This window comes from Vibrio sp. SCSIO 43009, from assembly GCF_023716525.1.
In the GTDB taxonomy this organism is placed as follows: domain Bacteria; phylum Pseudomonadota; class Gammaproteobacteria; order Enterobacterales; family Vibrionaceae; genus Vibrio; species Vibrio alginolyticus.
On the sequence record NZ_CP071843.1, the window covers coordinates 75,640 to 95,734 of the forward strand.

Consider the following 20,095-nt stretch of genomic DNA (forward strand, 5'->3'; position numbering starts at 1 on the left):
TTAACGTACGCTTTTTTTGATGGCTTCTAAGTAGGCGCGCTGCGCTTCTTCGCTAGAAAGCAGCAAGAAGTTCGGGGCCGACAAACCATAGAACTTATTGATGTCACTCGCGCCGGAGGCTTCTTTCGAGAGCAAACTGCCAGAGCTCAACAAGTACTTGGCGTACAAATCAGGTGCTTCTTGCAGTAACTCGCGTGCCAGTTTTATCTCTAACCCTCCGCTTTCTAGTCGGTTGAGTTGCTCTGCAATGCTTTTGGCCACGATAGCGTAAAGCGATGCTGAAGAGGAAATGCCCTTCGCTGCCATGGCTTCTACAATCGCTGCAATATCCAGTTGCAGTGTGATGGTGGTAAACATCTGACCGAGCGCCAATTCATTGTCGACTTTGATGCGTTGGTCGAGCAGTTCATCACAATCCACGGGAGTTGTTCCTGTTCCGTGTTTTTGGGCGGCATGCTCTGTTGCAAAGTGGAAGCGCTCTGGCCAAATTCGCGCTGCGTCGTTGTCTTTCATCGCGAGCGTCATTTTGCCCTGTTGATCAAATGCAACGATGGCGTTTTGCTGGTTGGACTCCAATGCAATGCCATAACGAAGCCACAAGGTAAGGTGTACTTGGCATAATAGGTCGACGTAATCTTTGAACCACGCCAGCGTATCTTGTTGATAGTACTGCTCTGCCAAGTGTTCTAAGAACAAGCGGTCGTCAGGCATTGGGCTAGCCAGTGCTGCAACCGGAACTAACGCTTTATCTTCGCAATGAGTAAGTGGGTACTCACGTACGATGTACGCGAAAGTTTTATCCTCGCCGACGTGCCCACCGTGTTTTTCGTTGCAATGGAACAAGCGAGTGTTTAAGTCTGCGTCCGTTTGTTCAAGGTGGTTGAGTAGGCGCTCAAACCAGTGGCCGTCATACAGTGTTGAAGGCTTGATTAAGCGAATGTTTTTCGTGCCTAGCGATCGCATGATCAGCGGAACTTTGATGTGAATGTGCGGTGCGTCGTTCACGACCACCGTACGAACGGAAAGCGTCGGCGTCACGTCTAGATACGTTAAAGGCGCTTCTATCATACCTTCGGGTAAGGCTTCTAAAGATCGCAGGGTGAGCGGATGCGCAGGGAACAGTACGTGGCTCAGTGCAAAATCAGCAGGAAGCCCAACTTGCTCCATGGTTGGCCAGCAATCAGGTTGTTCGCTGGTTAATGTCACCAGTGATTTTTCAATCGCAATCCAATGCAGATCAAAGCTTGGTGCAAACTCGGGCGCGTACTTAGCAAGGTCTTCATCGCTCAGACCAAACTTCGCCCGCGCAGTTGGATAGTACGGATGGTCAAGGTAAGAAGCGATCTGGTCGGCTAGCAGCAGTTTTTGATGCCAAGAACCAAGCTTGGATATTGGTTGAGAAATGTGGTCTGCGTGATGATGAAACGCTTGGTCACACAGCGCTTTGTGTTTCTCTGCACATTCCAGTTCTTGAAGGTATCCCGCCAGCAACTCGTGAGAGCTCTCGTGCGCCAGTGTCGTTAGTAGCGCAATCCACTCTTTGTAATGCTGTTGATGCTCGACTTGGCCATTTTTCTCCACCCACCAACCTTGTGGTGTTTCGTCATTGGAGTGACCGTAGCGCCAGTGCTGCATGTAATACGTTGGCGCAACGGGTAAATACAACGTGAAATCAGAGTTGGCAAATATCAGCCAGACTTGCTCGTCTTGAGGAACAATTCCCCCTTTTGGCGCGTCGCTACTGAACTTGGCCTTCGACAAAATGCCAAACATGTCTTCGCGCAAGCAAGTGTCGATCAATCGTTGCGTTAGATACAAAGCGTTGTCATTCATGCTGCCACCTCACGAGTCGGAGCGAGATCGAAATTGCTAAGCGCGTTCTGCAGCGCTTGGTCGAGGTTTCGCCCTGATGGTGAGACAATCGAAATTCGGGCGAGATAATCCTTATTGGAATAACTCTGTTGGAAGTGTTCTCCAGCGGTTTTTAGTACCTGTTGCTGGGTGATGATATCGTCATCGTGTTGGATGAACGACGTCGAACCTCCGTCAATCACACCACAGTGTTCTGCAACTACGTAGTGCACGTGCGCTGACCCGTGAATTTGGTAATCGCCGTCCAATCTTCGACCCAGATGCAGACCCAAAATCGTGCTAAACCAGCCGAAGTGAGCGAGATTGTTGAGCAAGAATTCGCGGCCATCTCCAATACTGCGGTAGTTGATTTCCACCAGAACTGGGCCGTTTTCCGTGATGATAAATTCACTGTGGCAAACTCCAAAACCAACGCCGAACGCTTTCAGTTGAGCCAAGCAAGCTTCTCGGTGAGCAATGCCGTTTGGTCCGTTCCAGTCTGCGGCGGTTTCGATAAAGTAAGGCGGCTCAGAGAGCGACACATCAAAACCGCCCACGGCGATAAGTTGGTTACCGTCTCCTAAAGTTTCGAGCGTAACCAACGGTCCTTGAAGAAACTGCTCCACCAGAATGGCGGCGTTTGGGTGCTTTTGCCAAAACGCCTCGCAGTAAGCATCGAGCTCGCTTTGGGAGTCACAGCGCTGTACATCTAAACTTGCCACGCCTTCTTTGGGTTTTGCTACGACAGGGAAGGCCATGCCTAATGCCGCATTCGAATGGCGGTGCAGCAAACAGCTTTGTGTGTTGGGTAGGGCTTTTTCATTTAACACTTGTCGAGTTAAGTGTTTGTTTTTGGCCTTTAACGTGACAGACCAATCTTTGGATGGGAGGCCAAAAAATTGCGCGCAGATGGCGGTGGAAGTTTGTAAGTGATCACTATTGCTGAAAATAGCGTCTGGCTTTAATTCATGCTCCGTGATGGTTTCGATGAGTTCTAATGGGTTGAAGACATCACATTCTAGAATGGTATCCGGATTAAAGTGACTATCACGACTCGCCAACTCTAAATGGCTGAGCTTATGGTCGGTGATAAGAACGACGTGAAGGTCCATCGCTTTAGCTGCAGGCACAAAGCCGTGAGTGACTGCATCGTTAACGACATGACTTACGATAATCATCGTAGATTTCATGAGCTTTCCTAATTTTCTAACATTTTCTTCTAACGTTGATAAAGTCGCTCACGGTCGTCTTCCAATGTGCCTCTCGCGAGACGGAGGGCAGAAGTTTTAGTATTTATTGTTATGATGTTTGGTTTTTTTTGTTGTTAGTTGTGTTTTTAGGGTAAATAAATATAGAGCATAAAATTAATATTGCAAATAGAAATAATATTTGTTCTTATTTCCATCCGTTGGCTTTATAACAACTAAACGGAATTATGGAATGAATAAATTATTGACCCTGACCCCCTTGGCGGTCGCGATTGGTTCTTCACTAGTAGCACCAAGCGCAGTGGCTTCAGAAGAGACGAACTCAACCTCATCAGCAACTGAAACGATTCAAGTCTTCGGGCATCAGTACGAAGGTTATGCTGAACACATGCCTCAATCAGGCACCAAAACCGATGTGGAATGGCTTGATGTGCCACAAGCGGTATCCGTAGTAACGAAAACAGAAATGCAAGACCGAGGCGCGGTGCGCTTAGTGGATGCGCTAGATGGGGTAGCCGGGGTCAATAACACCTTGGGCGAAGGCAGCCGCGATCAGTTCATGATACGTGGTTTTGATTCACTCAACGATATGTACCGTGATGGCTTGCGAGATGACGGTACGTTGCAGTCTTACCGCAGCTTAGCGAACGTTGAACGCGTTGAAATTGTGAAAGGCCCTGCGGGTGCTTTGTATGGCCGTGGTTCGGCTGGGGGCATCATCAACTTGGTGACGAAACGCGCTAACGGTGAGAATTTTACTCACGTAAACGGTAGTGTAGGCAGCAACAACCAGTATGTTGGTCAGGTCGACAGCTCAATGGCGTTTACAGATAAGGTCAACGGGCGTATTAACTTGGAATACCGTCAAGCCGACTCGTACGTTGATCATGTTGATTCAAACGATTTCTTCATTGCACCGACCATTCGTGTGTTACCAGCGGAAGGTCACACCATTGATATTGACGTGGAATACGCCCATCAAGAACTAGTGCCGTATCGTGGTGTGCCATCAAAAAATGGCAAGCCAGTTGATTTGCCAGTAAGCACTTACTTTGGCGGCACAAACGACTATCAGGAGTCAGACAGTCTCCGTATTGCGGTGGATTACGAATGGCGTCTGAATGATCAATGGGTATGGAACAACCGAGCGGCGTTCAACCATATCGAACTTGAGCAAAAAGGCACGCGTCAGGGCAAAGTGACGGGTAATGAAGTGTCTCAAACCGTCAACAACTTTGGTTACGATCCACGTACTACGACCACTTTACAATCTGAGTTGGTTTGGGAAACCAGGGACAATCAATTGATGGTGGGTGCTGATTTCAACCAGATCGATATCGACCTAACGTTGGCAAGTGACAAAACGCTTCCTCCGCAAAATATCTACGACCCAGTCGTTGGTCCAACGCCTGATCCGGGCTTTAAGCCATTTCGTGACAATACCACCACCACGACAGGTTTGTATGTGCAAGACGTCTATACGTGGGGTGACCTTTCTTTGATCGGTAACGTGCGTTACGACTCGATGGAACTCGAACAACAAAAAGCGGGCTCAGATAAGGAAAAATTGGATGATGACAAAGTCAGCTACCGTGCTGGTTTGGTATACCGCATCAATTCCGACACATCCGTATACGCCAGTTTAGCGCGCTCTTGGCAGTTACCGTACGCTGGTATCTACATCAATCCAAAATTGGCGGAATTCTTCCACACCGACTTAAAAGAGGTGGGTGCGAAAGCGTACCTTTTGGATAACGCATTAATGTTGAATGCGGCACTGTTCCAGATTGATCAAGAGCAACCACAAACTAACGTGGACGGCGATGTGATCGATAAAATTGAAGTGCGTCACCAAGGTATTGAATTAGAGGCTCGCGGCCAAATCACCAAACAGTGGGACATCTCTGTGGGTTACAGCTATTTGGACGCGGAAGACAAAGCCACAGGCAAAAAGCCGAACGATGTATCAGACCACTTGTTCTCTCTTTGGAGCACTTACCAATTGGATGACAACTGGCGTTTAGGCGGTGGTGTGAAGTACGTGGGCGACCGTTACGCAGGTAACGACGAAGCTGTCGCACTTGGCGATTACACAACGGTGGATTTGATGGCGGCGTACACCACTGGTCGTCATAAAATCCAAGCGAACGCTTACAACATTTTGGATGAGAAATACATTCTTGGCGCAACAAACGGCACGTCTGGCTTAAACCAGATTGGCTACGGCGCACCAGCCGAGTTTATGCTCAGCTACGGATATCAGTTCTAGGCTTGTTGTGCGTAGTTAGCGCCTGTTAGCCGATTTTTTTCCTCATATTGAGGATGTTTAGCCCCGAGAGCCTACGGGATGTATTCTGCCCGAGGCTCAATTTCTCGCAAAGGAGATCTTAATGTCTTACCAGAATTTGGATGGTAAAGTGCGTGTACGTGCTGGTTTGTCTACCACTTACAGTGTGCTTGCGATTGCAATCGCTTCTGCCACATCCATGAGCGCGGTTGCCGCTCCTGCTAAAAAAGAACAAACTACCGCGATGGAAACCGTCGTTGTCACTGGTAGCGTGATTGGTAAATCTGAAATTGAAGACGTCAAAGAGTACCCAGGTGCTCGTACCGTCATTACCCGCGATCAAATCGAGAAAACCGCTGCAGGCTCGATTGATAACGCGCTACAGCGCGTGCCGGGTATTAAAGTTCAGGATGAAAGCGGAACGGGCGTATTGCCTAACATTTCCGTACGTGGTTTGAAAGCAAGCCGTAGTGGTCATGCTCAGTTCTTGATGGATGGTGTACCGCTAACACTTGCGCCATATGGTCACACTGGTCAGTCTATCTTCCCAGCAACACTGTCGATGCTTGATCGTATTGACATTGTACGCGGTGGTGCCGCAGTACAGTACGGCCCAAACAACGTCGGTGGTGTGATCAACTTAGTGACCAAACCGATTCCACACACGTGGCAAACTGAAATCAGTAACCGTCTTACCGTGTTTGATGGCGGTGATGCGCCGCTGAATGATTTTTACCTACGCACGGGCGGCTGGTTAAGCGACACATTTGCACTACAGTTGGAAGGTAACTTTCTAAAAGGCGAAAGCTTCCGTGAACATTCCGATACGGACGTGAAGAACTTTCAAGCTAAAGCACAATGGCTACTGAGTGATACTCAAGAGATTCAAGCATTCCTGCAACGTTACGATGCTGAAACGCAAATGCCGGGCGCACTTTCGCCACAAGATTACGAGCAAGATCGTCACCAATCGAAACGTCCTTACGATGATTATGAAGGTAAGTCGACGCGCTGGAGTGTTAAGTACATCCACGATTTGCCATTTGCCGACAGTGCCGAGCTAGAAGTGCTAACGTTTGGCCATAAGTCAGAGCGTCTTTTCAAGTGGGGCTTTAACAGCGCGGGTGGCCATTGGGCGGATCCGGCTCTGCCAGCGACGGACGTTCGTACCTCTCCACGTGAATTTACCGTGTATGGTATAGAGCCAAAAATGGCGATGTACTTTGGCGAAGGTAAATCCGTTACTCAAAACTGGATCGTGGGTACCCGTTATGTTAATGAAGACATTGACTACAAACTCACTCAGACTCCAATCGCCGGTGGTGCAACCAGCGTTCCGCGTGATTGGCATTTAGATACGGACGCGTTTGCTGGATACGTTAGCAACGAAATTGGTTTGTTCAATGATACATTGAAGGTAACGCCTGGGTTGCGTGTTGAGTCGGTTCGAATGACGTTTACCGATCGTGGTAAAAAACAAACAGCAGACAACACCGTGACGGAATGGTTGCCAGGTTTGACGGTGGCATACAACTTAACTGATCAGTGGGTGACGTATGCGAACGCGCAAAAATCACTTCGTGCGCCACAAATTGCCTACATCCGAGGCTTGGGTGAAGAAGGTAGCGAACTGGCTTGGAACTACGAAGTCGGCGCGCGTTACACCCAAGATGCGACCAGCTTTAACGCTGCACTTTATCGCATCGACTTTGAAGATCAATTGCAATGGCAAAGCTCAACGCAGACTTTCGATAACATCGGAAAAACACTTCACCAAGGCATAGAGCTTTCTGCTCGTTATGTGCCTGAAGTTCTACCTGCACTGAGTTTAGGCGCAAGCTACAACTATCTAGACGCTACGCTTGAAGAAGAAGGCGCGAATAAAGGTAATCAACTGCCTTACACCTCTAAGCATCAGCTTGGTTGGGATGCAACTTACGCATTTTACGGCATGGACACCACGCTATCGGGCTTCTACTTCAGTGACTCGTATACCGATAACGCCAACACCAGTGCCGAAGATGCAACAGGCGCAACGGGTAAAGTACCATCTTACATGGTGTGGAACTTCAACTTGGGGACGGATTTATACAAAGACGACAAAGGCAAGTTACGCATGAATGTTGCGGTGAACAACTTGTTTGACGAGGAGTATTACTTCCGCGGGATTGATACAAGCCCAGTTGGTCGGTACCCAGCTCCGGGACGCTCTTACACACTGGATCTGAACTATCAGTTTTAAGCGTTTCGTTCACCGAGTTTGAAAAGAAAAGTCGCCAATTTACCTTGGCGACTTTGCCGATCTTAGGTACTGGAAAACTCTTAGCACTGGAAAAAAGCAAGATGAAAAATAAAAAACAATTTACGATCAAACACTTTTCAACCGTTTTGCTGATGCTGTTGAGCTCAGTTTTTATGTCATTTTCCGCAAGTGCTCAGGTGCGTAGCGTGCAAGATGAGCAAGGCACTTTTGAGCTAGAAGCGATACCTCAACGTATTGTGGTTTTAGAATTTTCGTTTGTTGATGCATTAGCGGCAGTCGATGTCTCACCGGTAGGCGTCGCCGATGACAACGATGCCACACGAGTCATCCCTGCAGTTCGTGCCAAGATTGAACCTTGGCAATCGGTCGGCATGCGTTCACAACCGAGTTTAGAGGCGATTGCGGTGCTCAAGCCGGATTTGATCATTGCTGATGCAGAACGTCATCGCGCGATTTATCAAGATTTGCAGCGAATTGCGCCAACTTTGCTGTTAAAAAGCCGTGGTGAGACATATCAAGAAAATCTCGAATCCGCACACAAAATCGGCGTGGCAATTGGCAAACAAGCGAAAATGACACAACGAATTGAGCAGCACAAACAGACAATGGCGGAGTTCAAACAGCATTTTGCAACACAAGAAACCATTCAGTTTGGTGTGGTTTCTGACAAAGGGATGTGGCTGCATAGCCCGGTTTCTTACGCTGGGGGCGTTTTGAGTACGCTGGGCATCCAAAGCCCGCTGGCTCCATCTGAGCAAAAAGCGTATATCCCAACCAGTTTTGAACTTTTACTAAAAACCAACCCTGATTGGTTGTTAGTTGGACTTTACTCTCAACCAAATATTGTGGATGAGTGGCGCAAAAACCCATTATTTAAGCTGCTAACCGCTGCGAAAAAACAGCAACTTGTTGAGGTCTCTCCTGAACTGTGGTCGTTAAATCGCGGCATGTTGGCTGCGGAAGAAATTGCCCGCAATCTTGAAGCGTTATTGGAGCGCTCATGAGTGCGGCGATAAGCTCGGAAAGCGCGTCTTCGGTTAGCAAATCGCATTGGAAAGCGAGCTTGTTTGTCTGTGCTATGGCGTTGTGTACGCTCTCAGGCTATGCAGCCTCAATGATTGGCTGGTCCAACTTTTCTTTGAGCGTTAATGATCTGACAAGCTATTGGTTTGCGTTTGATGAGGGCAATATGCTGCATCAAATCCTCGCGACGCTGCGTGCGCCTCGTGCCTATGCTGGGTTATTAATTGGCGCTTCGCTTGCGGTATCCGGAGTGCTGATGCAAGGATTAACTCGTAACCCTTTGGCGTCGCCATCCATTCTCGGCATTAATGCTGGTGCGGCTTGTTTTATGGCCTTGGCGTCCATCGGCGTACCATTCTTTAGTCAATTGAACCCAATCATCAACGCAGTACTCGGCGCGCTACTAAGTGGTGGTGCGGTCATGTTGTTGGGCGGTTTTTTTTCCGCGCGTTCTCACCCATTGCGTTTAGTGCTAGCGGGCATTGCCATCAGTGCACTGCTGATAGGGTTAACTCGTGCGTCGGTAATTTTGGCGGATGACATGGCTTACAGCGTGTTGCATTGGTTAACGGGTTCACTCTCCGCGGTAGATTCTGAACAGTGGCAGCAACTGTGGCCTTTTGCGACTTTAGGTTTGGTGCTCGCCATGGGCTTAGCGCGAAACTTAAATTTACTCGCGTTGGGGGACGAAGTTGCTGTTGGGCTAGGTGGTAACATTCGTCTTACGCGATTTATCAGTGGTTTAGCGGTTGTGCTGTTGGCAGGAACTAGCGTAGCGATTGCTGGGCCAATTGGCTTTGTCGGGTTGTTAGTGCCGCACTTGGTACGCCCGATTGTTGGTCACAACTATCACATTCTCATTCCGGTTTCCGCCTTGTGTGGCGCGGCATTGGTGACGTGGTCAGATGCTTTATCACGCGCGATTGCCTTTCCGGCTGAAACGCCAGTGGGCGTGATTACCGCGCTGTTGGGCACACCTTGCTTTATCGCGATTGCAATGAGGAAATCATCATGATGAATCAAACCAAACTGTTTGCATTAGTTGGATTGTTGCTGATTGCGTCTTCTCTCACGCTGTTTGTTGGTGCGGCGAACATGTCGGCTCAACAGGTTTTTGCATTGCTGTTTTCTTTCTCTGACTCGGACTTTGTGATTCACCAATATCGATTACCGAGAATGTTGCTCGCCATTGGCGTGGGCGCAGGGTTGGGGCTGTCAGGCGTTTTAGTTCAAGGCGTCATCCGTAATCCACTTGCCTCACCAGATTTAATGGGGATAAGCGCCGGAGCAGGACTGGCGGCTACCGCTTGTTTGGTGCTGTATCCGAATGCGCCAGTGGCAATGTTGCCGATGGTCGCCATGGCGGGAGGCTTGCTTGCTGCTGGCTTTATTGCTGTGCTGGCTTACTGGTCGAAACCAACACCAGCACGTTTGGCGCTGATTGGTGTTGCTGTCAGCGCATTTTTAGCCAGCGGTATCGATTTTCTTCTGATTGTGCACCCTATCGAAATCAACACGGCGATGGTATGGCTAACCGGCAGTTTGTGGGGACGAAATTGGCAACAAGTGCCGTTTATTTGGAGTGCTCTATTGCTGCTACTACCATTGGCGTTTTGGCTGGCTTGGCGGCTAGATGTTATGGGACTGGGAGAAGAAAGCGCCACTACACTTGGCACGAAACCAAGACAGATCCAAATTCTTGCGTTGATTGCTGCCGTGCTATTGGCGAGTATCAGTGTGTCTGTGGCAGGCACGATCAGCTTTGTTGGCCTGCTTGCGCCGCATCTTGCGCGTTTGCTGTTTGGCCACAACCACAAGTTGTTGATTCCAGCCGCTGCAACCCTTGGCGCTTTGTTGGTGATTTGCGCCGATGGTTTAGCGAGAGGCTTACAGCCACCAATTGAGCTACCAGCGGGAGTGCTGACATCTGTTATTGGCGCACCATATTTCATTTTTCTTTTGTATCGTTATAGAGGTTGGTAAGCATGTTACGAACGCAGAACTTATCCGTCGCGTACGGCAAACAGACCATCATTCCAGATCTCTCTTTGTCGATTCCTCAAGGTAAAATTACCGCACTAGTTGGTCCAAATGGTTGCGGTAAATCGACACTATTAAAAACCTTGGTACGCATCAATAAACCCGCTTCTGGCCAAGTGTTGTATGACGACAAACCACTAAGCAGCTACGGTGATAAACGCTTGGCGCGTTCGTTGTCTTTGCTGCCGCAGATTCTTGTCAGTCCTGAAGGTATTACAGTCAGAAAACTGGTCGAATATGGCCGCTCGCCTTACCTCTCTCATTGGGGCCGGTTAAGTCAACAAGACAAAGCCTTGGTCGAGCAAGCAATGCAAGATACTGGCGTGATTGAGTTTGCTGATAAGCCGGTTGAATCGTTGTCTGGTGGTCAAAGACAAAGGGCGTGGATTGCGATGGTGATGGCGCAAGATACCGACGTAGTGATGCTTGATGAGCCAACCACTTACTTGGATCTCTCTCACCAAGTTGAGCTGATGAAACTCATGAGGCAGATGAACGACAAAGGCAAAACAGTGGTGGTAGTGCTGCACGATCTAAACCAAGCGTGCCGTTACTGCGATCATTTGGTGGTGTTGGAAAATGGTCAGTTAGTCACGCAGGGAACACCGCAAGAGGTAATGACAGAAGGCATGTTGTCATCGGTGTTTGATTTACAAGCGAGAGTATTTAATGACCCAATCTCAGGCACGCCGATGTGTGTGGCGGTGTAGGTTTACGTCTTTGGAAAGCTATCTGCAATAAAAACGTCGATCCATAAAAACAAACCCCGCTAGTAACAAAGTTGCTAGCGGGGTTTGTTGTTTTTAAGAGCGTCCTTAATGTGGCGTTTAAGCCAGTTTAAACGTCGCCACTTTCGAGTTGAGATCCTCAGCTTGCGATTTCAGCTCAGCAGATTGATTCATCGATTCTTCGGCACCAACTACCAAGTGATCGGTCACATCTTTAATGGACGTGACATTTTGCGTGATTTCATTGGTTACGTGCGTTTGCTCTTCGGCGGCGGTCGCGATTTGCGTTGCCATATCGCTGATCAGCGCAACGGCCGCGTTGATTTCATCCAGAGCCAGTGCTGCGCGATCTGCATCTTCCACCGAACCTTGCGCGAGCTGAGAGCTTGTATCCATGATGGTCACAGCGCGTTGTGTGGTTTGCTGTAAGGTCTCGATCGTCGAGCGAATCTCTTCGGTTGAGGTGTGTGTGCGTTGTGATAGCACGCGAACCTCGTCTGCAACAACGGCAAAACCGCGACCTTGTTCACCTGCACGCGCCGCTTCAATCGCCGCATTCAGAGCCAGTAAGTTGGTTTGTTCTGCGATGTCTCGAATCGTTGATAGTACGGTTGAGATGTCTTGCGCGTGCTGGTTGAGCTCGCCGATGACAACGCTCGCTTGGTTGACTTCAGAAGACAAATTGTTGATGGATGACTTGGAGTTGATCACTAACTCATGACCATTTTGTGTGCTCGCTGAAGAGTCTTGAGCGGCTTTAGCCGTCTGCTCTGCATGTGCTGCAATCTCTTGCGTTGCCGATGCCATTTCAGTCACAGCGGTCGCCACCATCGTGATTTCTTGTTGCTGATGGTTCAGATCGGAAACCGATTGATTCGCGCGATTCGTGCTCAGCTCCGATTGTTGGCTCAGTTCTTCCGCTTGGTGACGAATGTGACCAATAAGTTGCTGCAAACTTTCAACGAACTGGTTGAAGTTTTCAGCCAGCTCACCAACTTCGTCACGGTTTTCTACTTTGATGCGTTGAGTTAGGTCGCCGCTACCGTTTGCGATTTGTGTAAGCGCATTCGAAACGTTGTAGAGCGGACGGAACAAGATGTTACATAGCAGATTAAACAAAGCTACGCAGATAACGACGACGATGGTGGTTGCGATGATCTGATCCCAAACAGCATCGTAGAGTGGGGCAACCAACGAGTTTTGATCTAACACCGTCACTGTTGTGAGCTTGGTACCCTCTATGTGGCGCGCGTAAATCACATATTCGGTGCCGTTAATAGAGACGCGACGCTCTGTACCTGAACGTGCGGCAGACGTAATGTCGTTGTTGTTGAGGCCTAGCTTGCTAACCGGTTGATTCAGCAGTTTACCGTTGTTATGAGTGAAAATATTGCCCTGTTCATTGGCAATAAACATATAACCTTCACCCGGTAGGATCACTTGGTTCAGACTGTTCAGGATATCACCGATCTCTACGTCAGCACCCAGAACGACGGTTTGACCATGCAATTGCAGGGCTTTACCGAGCGACACGACGTTAGCCCCCGTGGCTGCTGCGACGGTTGGGTTATCCATAAAGACTTTCGATGGGTTGGCGATTGCATTGGTATACCAACCCCACTTACGAGGATCGTTATTACCTGGTGGCAAAACCACCCCATTAGCGTTGTCTTGTGACCCGTCCGGGTAAGCGAGGAAAACGTTATCGAACGCGCCAGAGTCTCGGACTTGTTTCAAATGCGTAACCAGAGAACGTTTCTCTGAATCAGAAGAGAGTGAAGTTAGTGCGCGCTCTTTAGAGAGTAGCCAGTCCTTTACGTATTGATTGTAAGATGCGCTAGTGCTTTCTAGTCGCTGTGCGACTTCGACATCGAGCCTGTTTAATGAATCTCGAAAAGACAGCCCCTCTACCAGCACTCCCCCTAGAATGATGGCGGCACTGGCAGAGATTGCCAGTTTGTTTTTTAGTGATAGATTTTTGAACATAAAGCGAATAGTAGATCTTTGAATAATAGTTGTTGTGTTTTTATTCTCATCAGTACTCTCTGTGCTGTTGAATATGCAGCAGAAAGTCAGATTCGAATCTGTTCAATAATTATATTTTATTGCTCAAAATAAATACTGACTCCATGTCGCGAATTTGAGTTTTACATCAAATAAGCAAAAGGATTTGGAACGATATTTTTTATGTATTTGTAAAGTAAGGATTTGTCGATTTTTGTAAATGAGAATTGATTTCAATAAATGGTGATCTTTATCACATTTGCGTGTCTGACAATCCATTAAAAATGTGAAGGTTATAGCACCGGATATATATTGATTAGCTTAATCATTGTTATGGGCAATCGTTATGCGCAGTATATTGTTAGTCCCCGCGTTATTAGTGTCAGGGTGTGCTCTGATACAACAGTCGACGCCGATTCAACCTGACGCCAACTGGCACGTGGACCAGTTATCGAACGGTATGAAATACCATCTTTATCCAACAGAAGACCAAGAAGTCTCGGTCCGTTTGGTGATGAATATCGGCTCATTCCAAGAAACATCTTCTCAAAAGGGTTACGCTCACTTTGTTGAGCATATGGCGTTTAATGGTAGTGAGCATTTTACCGGTAACGACGTTGTCAAACTTTTCGAGCAATCTGGTGGTAGCTTTGGCGCTGATATCAACGCTTTTACCAGTTATCAGCAAACGTCTTACCAACTTGACCTTGCGAATAATACGAAGCTAGAAGATGCCCTGAAGTGGATGAGAGATATCGGTAACGGACTTGAGTTTGCTCCTGAGCAAGTAGAGAAAGAAAAAGGGGTGATTCTCGGGGAATGGCGACGTGCTAATCCGGATGATAAGTCCTTTTCTATGCATGCTTACCAAGCCTCGATTGAAGGCACTATGTATGGTGAGCATGACCCAATAGGTACTCGCGAAGCGATTCAAAATGCTTCCTCGAGTAAGTTAAAGGCGTTTTACGACAAGTGGTACCAGCCACAAAATGCCGAGTTGATTGTGACCGGTAATATCGACGTAGATTCACTGTCCAAGATTATCAAAAGCAAGTTCTCGAACTGGGAAAGTACCTCGGATACGGTAATAGAGAAGCGCCGCGATATTCGAGTGAACAACGAAAACAGAATCTTGCCAAGTAACACGATGGAATCACCAAGTCTTCATTTAGTGATTGAGCGTGGTCTAAGTGGCGGCACGACGATTGAGCAACAACATGAAGTGTGGCGTGATGAAGTCGCAACACAACTCATTCAACAGCGTTTGATCCGTGTACTCAGTGATGCCGCTGAACCTTTTCAATACGCTTATGCAGAGCCCTATTACTCTAACTATCAGCGTATGATGTCGGCAGGGATTTCGTTTGCACCAGATCGCCGCGAACAAATGCACCAGACTTTCATTCGTACCTTGGCGTCGTTGAGAGATTATGGTGCGACTCAATCCGAGTTAGATAGCGTTATGTCAAATTGGCAAGGTGAACTTGCAAATATTGATTCAGATTGGAGTCTGCGTAAGCCAAACAGTTACGCAGAAGCACGTGTTTTTCAAATTGGACAAGACAGTGTCAGCCAATCAAAAGAGAATTATGCCCAGAGTTTGACAGAATTCATCAACAACGAGAATTTAGAGAGCATTAACACACAATTGGCGGCTTTGTTATCTCAGCAGCCAAGCTTTTTTATTGGTTTGGGGAAAAGCGAAACGTCAGAACAGTTCAATGGTGTATTTGCCGCTCTAAACAGTGCCTATCTTCAAACTGGCGAAAAACCGTTAGAGATGTATGACAAAGTGGATGGATTCTTAAAGCCTACCCAGGAAGGCAGCATCACGAGCATGCGTCAGGAAGCGGGTGGTTTTCAAGTCTATACGCTATCAAACGGTGTCGAAGTGTGGTTCCAAAAAGATACTAAAGCGGGTGGTCGAGCGTATATTTACTATGCGAGCCAAGGTGGTAAAGCCGCTGTTGATCCGACGTTGTATGCCGCTTATGAAATCGCAGCAACAACGGCAATACGCAGTGGGTTAGGGGCATTTTCTGGTTCAGAGCTAGATAGCTACTTACGCAAAAACAACATTGCGCTTGGCGCGATGCTTGATGCGACCAGTCACGGAGCACAAATTACGGCGCCAAATACGCACCTAACTGATGCTTTGAATGGACTATACAACCTAGCGACGGAGATTAAAGTCGACGAGCGCCAGATGGCAGCAGCGAAGCAAGAGTTTAAACAGCAGAGCGGCGCTTTTTTTGAATCACCGATGGGAAAACTGATTCAAAAAGCAAACGGCAATTCTTATTTGCCGGGGAGTCGTCATCGTATAGTGTCCAGTGATGATGTTGAACAAGTGACTTCCGAGCAGGTACTAGCGGTGCATGAGCAACTTTTCAAAACCAATGATGGTTTTAAGATGGTTATTGTTGCAAACGTAGAGCCGGAAGAAATTACACCACTTTTGCGTAAGTATGTGGCCTCTATCGAAATGAAACCGAGTCGTTCGATTGATTATCACGTTGCGTTTAACCCGGAAGTGCCGGAGCGAACTGTGGTTGCGGATGGGCATGAACCTTCATCGTTGTATGTAATGCGTTTGACTAATACGAGCGACTACCAACGTACGGCAAGAGACACGGTTATCGAAGATATTTTGCAACGTATTAGTAATGCACGTGTTTTGGATATTGTGCGAGAAGAGTCTAGCCTTGATTACAGCCCGAGCATTTACACCATGACACAAGATCGCGAACCCATCTCTGATTGGCTCTTGGAGTCTCAAGTTGAGCCCGAAGACGTGGCACTTTTAGAGAGTAAACTGGGCAAAGTGTTTGATGATTTAGCGTCAAATATTACCCAAAAAGAAGTGGATACGGCCGCGAAACAACTGGCAGTCGCGATGCAAGGATTGGATGACAACCCAGCACAGAGATCATGGGCATATACTCGTTATTTGGTGCATGATTACGGCGTCGATGTGTTGCTTGACGTTGAGAAAGTGGCTAAGAGTGTGACGTTAGATGAAGTGAAAGCGTATGCAAAATCAGCTTTTGGTCCACAAGCAAAACGCTCGGTGATGGTTTTAAATCCGGCCGAATAATCACGTAGTTTCTGACGAAAATCGTGGCAATAGTAATAAAAAAGACGGCGTGAAAGCCGTCTTTTTTAAGCACTTTAATCAAAGCGTTTTATGCTGATTTACGCGCAAGTCGCTTTTCATTGTTGGTGTTGTTTTCTTTTGTGTTCGCACTGTCTTGAGCCTTACCCTTGAGCGTTACCACTTCTTTTTCAGGTAATTCAGCTGCTTCACCAAAGAATTTACCACCAGGTTCAATGCTGAGGTTATTGCTCCAGATCCTACCGCTTACGCGTCCCTTGGCAAGCACTTGAATGTGTTCTGCGTGACAGTTTCCGTCCATCATGCCGTTAATGATCAGCTGTTTAGCGTAAATTTCACCGTTTACTCGCCCGCTTTCTGCGACAACGAGAGTGCCTTCCACGTTAATTTGACCATCGACGATGCCATCAATCTGGACATCGTTTTCTACTTTGAGTTCTCCGCTAAGAGAACAGCCTTTGGCGATGAGAGTTGAAGCTGCTGAGCTACTCGTTGTTCCACTGTTTTGATTAAAGATTCCCATCGTATTCTTCGCTCCTTAGTAAAAATGTCTTCGAAATCATTAAGGCTCCAATCGACAAATGGTTTCGGATTCAGTGCTCGCCCAACAAATCGCACCTCGTAATGCAGGTGAGGGCCAGAAGAGAGCCCACTGTTGCCGGAAATTGCAATCAGCTGCCCTTTTTTGACGAACTGACCACTTTTTACTTTGAACGCTTTCAAGTGCGAATAAGAACTCGAAAAACCGAAAGAATGTTGTAGCCTGAGGAAGTTACCAGAGCCTTTATTACTGCGGCGGGTGACTTCCACTACCCCATCGGCAGGGGCATAAATTTTGGTGCCGATATTTACGGCAAAATCGAGCCCACGATGCATCTTGGCAACTTTTGTCACCGGATGGATACGCTTACCGAATCCGGAAGATAGTCGTACGTTGCCGACTGGAGAGCCACTTGGTATTTGGTTTAATAACACCATGCGAACGTTTGAGGTTATCGCTGCTGCATCGAGCCTAGCATCCAAGTTATTTGTCGAGGTATGTTCCCCAACCCCAAGCACTTTCTCTAATTCACCCAAACGTTCCGAAACAAGTTGTACCCGTTCTTCCCGTTCTGAAAGGTCATTTTCTAGCTCTGATTTAAGTGTTTTCAGTGTGCTGAGCTCTTCACCCATGGTGCGTGAATGCTCTGTCAATTCAGCTTGTTTTAACGCTGCATTATCAACGCGAGTGTACAAGTGATGAATTAAGATTACGGTCGCGGCCAGAGCAACAACAAAAAAAACGAAAAACGTTTTTATGTTGCGTTGCATCCTTTTACTGAAGTACCAATGTCTTGAGCCATTGATAGTTGATATAGAGATCGTCAACTGGTCTTTCATCGTCTTCTATTGCTCGTATTTGGTATACGTCTCGTCACTGAGTTAGTAGGAATGTAAGGAAAACGAGTAGGGACTGCCAGAGGCAAATTGGAAAGAAGTGTCAGGTCGTGAGGCGTTTTCAGATATTAGATAAAAGACTCAATAAAGATTTAATATTCTGCTGATTTTGGTCGTAATTACTCCAAATCGCTTCATTTAACTGAATATTATGATTTTTAAGGCGGTTATCCGAGAAATTGGATTGTGAATATTGCCAATAGCATCCGCACGCAATTCAACTTACTTCACGGTTTGCCTTATAAATGTTGGATAATTTATCAAACCGACATTCATTACATCGATAACTTGTTTATGATAGCGGTTGATATAAAGCACTATTCATTGGCTTTAAACCTAAGCGTTACATTTCGTTTAGGAACACATAACTATGACAACGGAGTTGGTCGTGAAAAAACTACTATTGGCTACAGCGGTGGTCGCAGCTGCAGGGGGCGCTGGCTACCTGTACCAAAACAATACTACCACAAGTGATGCAGGCTCACTGTTAACGCAAGTTCCTGCAGATTCACTTATGGTGACGTATCAGACTGAACCTTTTAACCATTATAAATACATGAACGCATTCGGTACGGCGAATCAAGGCTCGATTGCAGAACTTTTTGCCGATGAACCACTGTCTCCACAACAGCAGTTTGCAGTTAACTTATTCGATGGGTACCTAGAGAGTGCTGCGTCGCCAGAAACATTAAAAGCTTATTTGGGCACCGGGGAAAACATTAATCCTGTGTTGTACACAATTGGTATGGTACCGGTGTACAAAGTGGATATTGAAGACCCTGCCGCGTTATGGAAAACACTGGATCATGAAGAGCAGATGAGCGGCGCTAAGCATGAGTTGGTTAAGCTTGGTGACGTCGAGTATCGTCGTTACGAGATGACTGATTCAATTGACCCGCAGGACGGTATTGGCTTGGTTGTAGCCGTGGTTGATAACGTGCTTACGTTAACGGTTGATGTTCCGCAACTGGGCGTTCAAAACCCGATTAAAATGGCATTAGGGCTTGAAGCACCAAGTCAAAATATTGCTGACAGTGGACGCCTTGAGGCGTTGCAAGCCAAATACGGTGAAAACAACAACTCTTTTGGTTACTTTGATCATCGCGAAGTGATTAAAGGTTTGACGACGAAAGATGGCAATATGTTTGCTCGTCAAATCAGCACGTTGGATGCAATAGATCCTGAACCAACTATTGAGGAAATGCGTTCACCAGCCTGCCATACTGAGCTTACTCAAGTTGCAGAAAACTGGCCTCAGTCCGTCGCGTTTGCAGAATACAAGATGAAAGGCGATCAGGCGTTCATTAAAGGTTCTTTTGTTGTTGAGTCCAACAATAAAGTGATTCTAGATGCGCTCAAGTCGATTCGTGGTGTATTGGCAGAGTCTAAAAGTGATAAGAGTTTCTTTAGTATGGCGCTTGGCTTAGACATTAATACGCTAGCGCCATCGATTGGTCAGATTTGGGCTGACTTGACTCAGCCTCAATACCAATGCTCTTTATTGACACAAATGCAGCAAGAGATAGGCGGCCAGAATCCAGCAGCCGCTGTAAGCATGGGGTCAGGCATGGTTAACGGCCTGAAAGGGTTAAGCCTGCAAATGTTTGATATCAAAGTAGATACTAATGCTCAGCATGGTGAAGTATTTAGCCAGCTAGATGGTATGTTGTCTCTTTCTGCCAATGATCCAATGATGCTTATTCAAACTGCGCAAATGTTCGTTCCTGAACTTGCTCAATTGCAAATTCAACCGGATAACCAACCTGTTAATGTCAGTGAGCTATTAGAAATGCATACTGGCATGAAGGTGGACGTGTTTGCTCGTCTAAACGAAAACCATTTCACCCTTTACAGTGGTGATAGTGCTGCGGAAGCAAGCAAAGAAGTGATGGCGCAATCACTTTCTCCAAATGGCTTGTTCAGCTTTGATTTTGATTCAGAGCGTATTTTGGAAGTGCTAGAGAGTGCGTCGTCAATCACTGGGGAGCCGGTTCCGGATGATGTTGTCAAAAGCTTACAAGGCGAGCTTGTTGGTGGTATGACGATGGACGTGACAGACCAAGGTATTGGTTTTGAGTTTGATTACCGTGGTGCAACTAAACCTGTAACGGTTGCACAACAGTAACACATTGAGTAGAA

Annotated in this window: 13 protein-coding genes; 8 read left to right on the forward strand and 5 right to left on the reverse strand. The window is 47.2% G+C overall.

The annotated features are described in order from the left end of the window. Both J4N43_RS16075 and J4N43_RS16080 read right to left on the reverse strand, forming a co-directional pair. Complete coding sequence (locus tag J4N43_RS16075; RefSeq protein ID WP_062730891.1) at positions 1-1,833, reverse strand: IucA/IucC family protein; 1,833 nt, start codon at positions 1,831-1,833, stop codon at positions 1-3. Beyond that, positions 1,830-3,041 (reverse strand): ATP-grasp domain-containing protein, encoded by a 1,212-nt coding sequence (locus J4N43_RS16080; RefSeq protein ID WP_062730892.1) that lies wholly within the window; start codon positions 3,039-3,041, stop codon positions 1,830-1,832. Before J4N43_RS16080 ends, J4N43_RS16075 begins: the two co-directional genes overlap by 4 nt. Positions 3,042-3,291: 250 nt before the next feature. On the opposite strand from J4N43_RS16080, the gene J4N43_RS16085 reads away from it, so the two are divergent. The 6 genes from J4N43_RS16085 to fecE all read left to right on the forward strand — a co-directional run bounded on the left by J4N43_RS16085 (position 3,292) and on the right by fecE (position 11,382). Then, positions 3,292-5,328: a TonB-dependent receptor gene (locus tag J4N43_RS16085; RefSeq protein WP_025768678.1), complete on the forward strand. Its 2,037-nt coding sequence runs from the start codon at positions 3,292-3,294 to the stop codon at positions 5,326-5,328. Positions 5,329-5,449: 121 nt separating this feature from the next. Next, positions 5,450-7,588, forward strand: coding sequence for a TonB-dependent siderophore vibrioferrin receptor PvuA (pvuA, locus tag J4N43_RS16090; RefSeq protein ID WP_062730893.1), 2,139 nt, complete (start codon positions 5,450-5,452; stop codon positions 7,586-7,588). Between the two features lie 101 nt (positions 7,589-7,689). Beyond that, positions 7,690-8,613: a Fe(3+) dicitrate ABC transporter substrate-binding protein FecB gene (locus tag J4N43_RS16095; protein ID WP_053350194.1), complete on the forward strand. Its 924-nt coding sequence runs from the start codon at positions 7,690-7,692 to the stop codon at positions 8,611-8,613. A gap of 74 nt (positions 8,614-8,687) precedes the next feature. Beyond that, positions 8,688-9,647, forward strand: coding sequence for a FecCD family ABC transporter permease (locus tag J4N43_RS16100; RefSeq protein ID WP_370687806.1), 960 nt, complete (start codon positions 8,688-8,690; stop codon positions 9,645-9,647). Further along, the gene (locus tag J4N43_RS16105) at positions 9,644-10,615 is read left to right on the forward strand and encodes a FecCD family ABC transporter permease (RefSeq protein WP_005383459.1); all 972 of its coding nucleotides are present in this window, start codon (positions 9,644-9,646) and stop codon (positions 10,613-10,615) included. Before J4N43_RS16100 ends, J4N43_RS16105 begins: the two co-directional genes overlap by 4 nt. Positions 10,616-10,617: 2 nt before the next feature. Continuing rightward, positions 10,618-11,382 carry a Fe(3+) dicitrate ABC transporter ATP-binding protein FecE gene (gene fecE / locus J4N43_RS16110; RefSeq protein ID WP_053350166.1) on the forward strand — a complete coding sequence of 255 codons (765 nt, stop codon included), beginning with the start codon at positions 10,618-10,620 and terminating at the stop codon, positions 11,380-11,382. Positions 11,383-11,499: 117 nt separating this feature from the next. On the opposite strand, the gene J4N43_RS16115 is transcribed toward fecE, so the two are convergent. Next, the gene (locus J4N43_RS16115) at positions 11,500-13,386 is read right to left on the reverse strand and encodes a methyl-accepting chemotaxis protein (RefSeq protein ID WP_053350167.1); all 1,887 of its coding nucleotides are present in this window, start codon (positions 13,384-13,386) and stop codon (positions 11,500-11,502) included. A 364-nt stretch (positions 13,387-13,750) separates the two neighbouring features. Here J4N43_RS16115 and J4N43_RS16120 point away from each other — a divergent pair, with 364 nt between their 5' ends. Next, positions 13,751-16,501: a M16 family metallopeptidase gene (locus J4N43_RS16120; protein ID WP_158159427.1), complete on the forward strand. Its 2,751-nt coding sequence runs from the start codon at positions 13,751-13,753 to the stop codon at positions 16,499-16,501. A gap of 88 nt (positions 16,502-16,589) precedes the next feature. Here the strand turns inward: J4N43_RS16120 and J4N43_RS16125 are convergent, their stop codons facing one another. After that, positions 16,590-17,042 (reverse strand): bactofilin family protein, encoded by a 453-nt coding sequence (locus J4N43_RS16125; RefSeq protein ID WP_080659230.1) that lies wholly within the window; start codon positions 17,040-17,042, stop codon positions 16,590-16,592. Further along, the gene (locus J4N43_RS16130; RefSeq protein WP_005374721.1) at positions 16,946-17,899 is read right to left on the reverse strand and encodes a M23 family metallopeptidase; all 954 of its coding nucleotides are present in this window, start codon (positions 17,897-17,899) and stop codon (positions 16,946-16,948) included. Before J4N43_RS16130 ends, J4N43_RS16125 begins: the two co-directional genes overlap by 97 nt. A gap of 427 nt (positions 17,900-18,326) precedes the next feature. Between J4N43_RS16130 and J4N43_RS16135 the strand changes: the two genes are divergently transcribed. Beyond that, positions 18,327-20,081, forward strand: a complete 1,755-nt coding sequence (locus tag J4N43_RS16135) for a hypothetical protein (protein ID WP_186436814.1) — start codon at positions 18,327-18,329, stop codon at positions 20,079-20,081. The last annotated feature ends 14 nt before the right edge of the window (positions 20,082-20,095 follow it).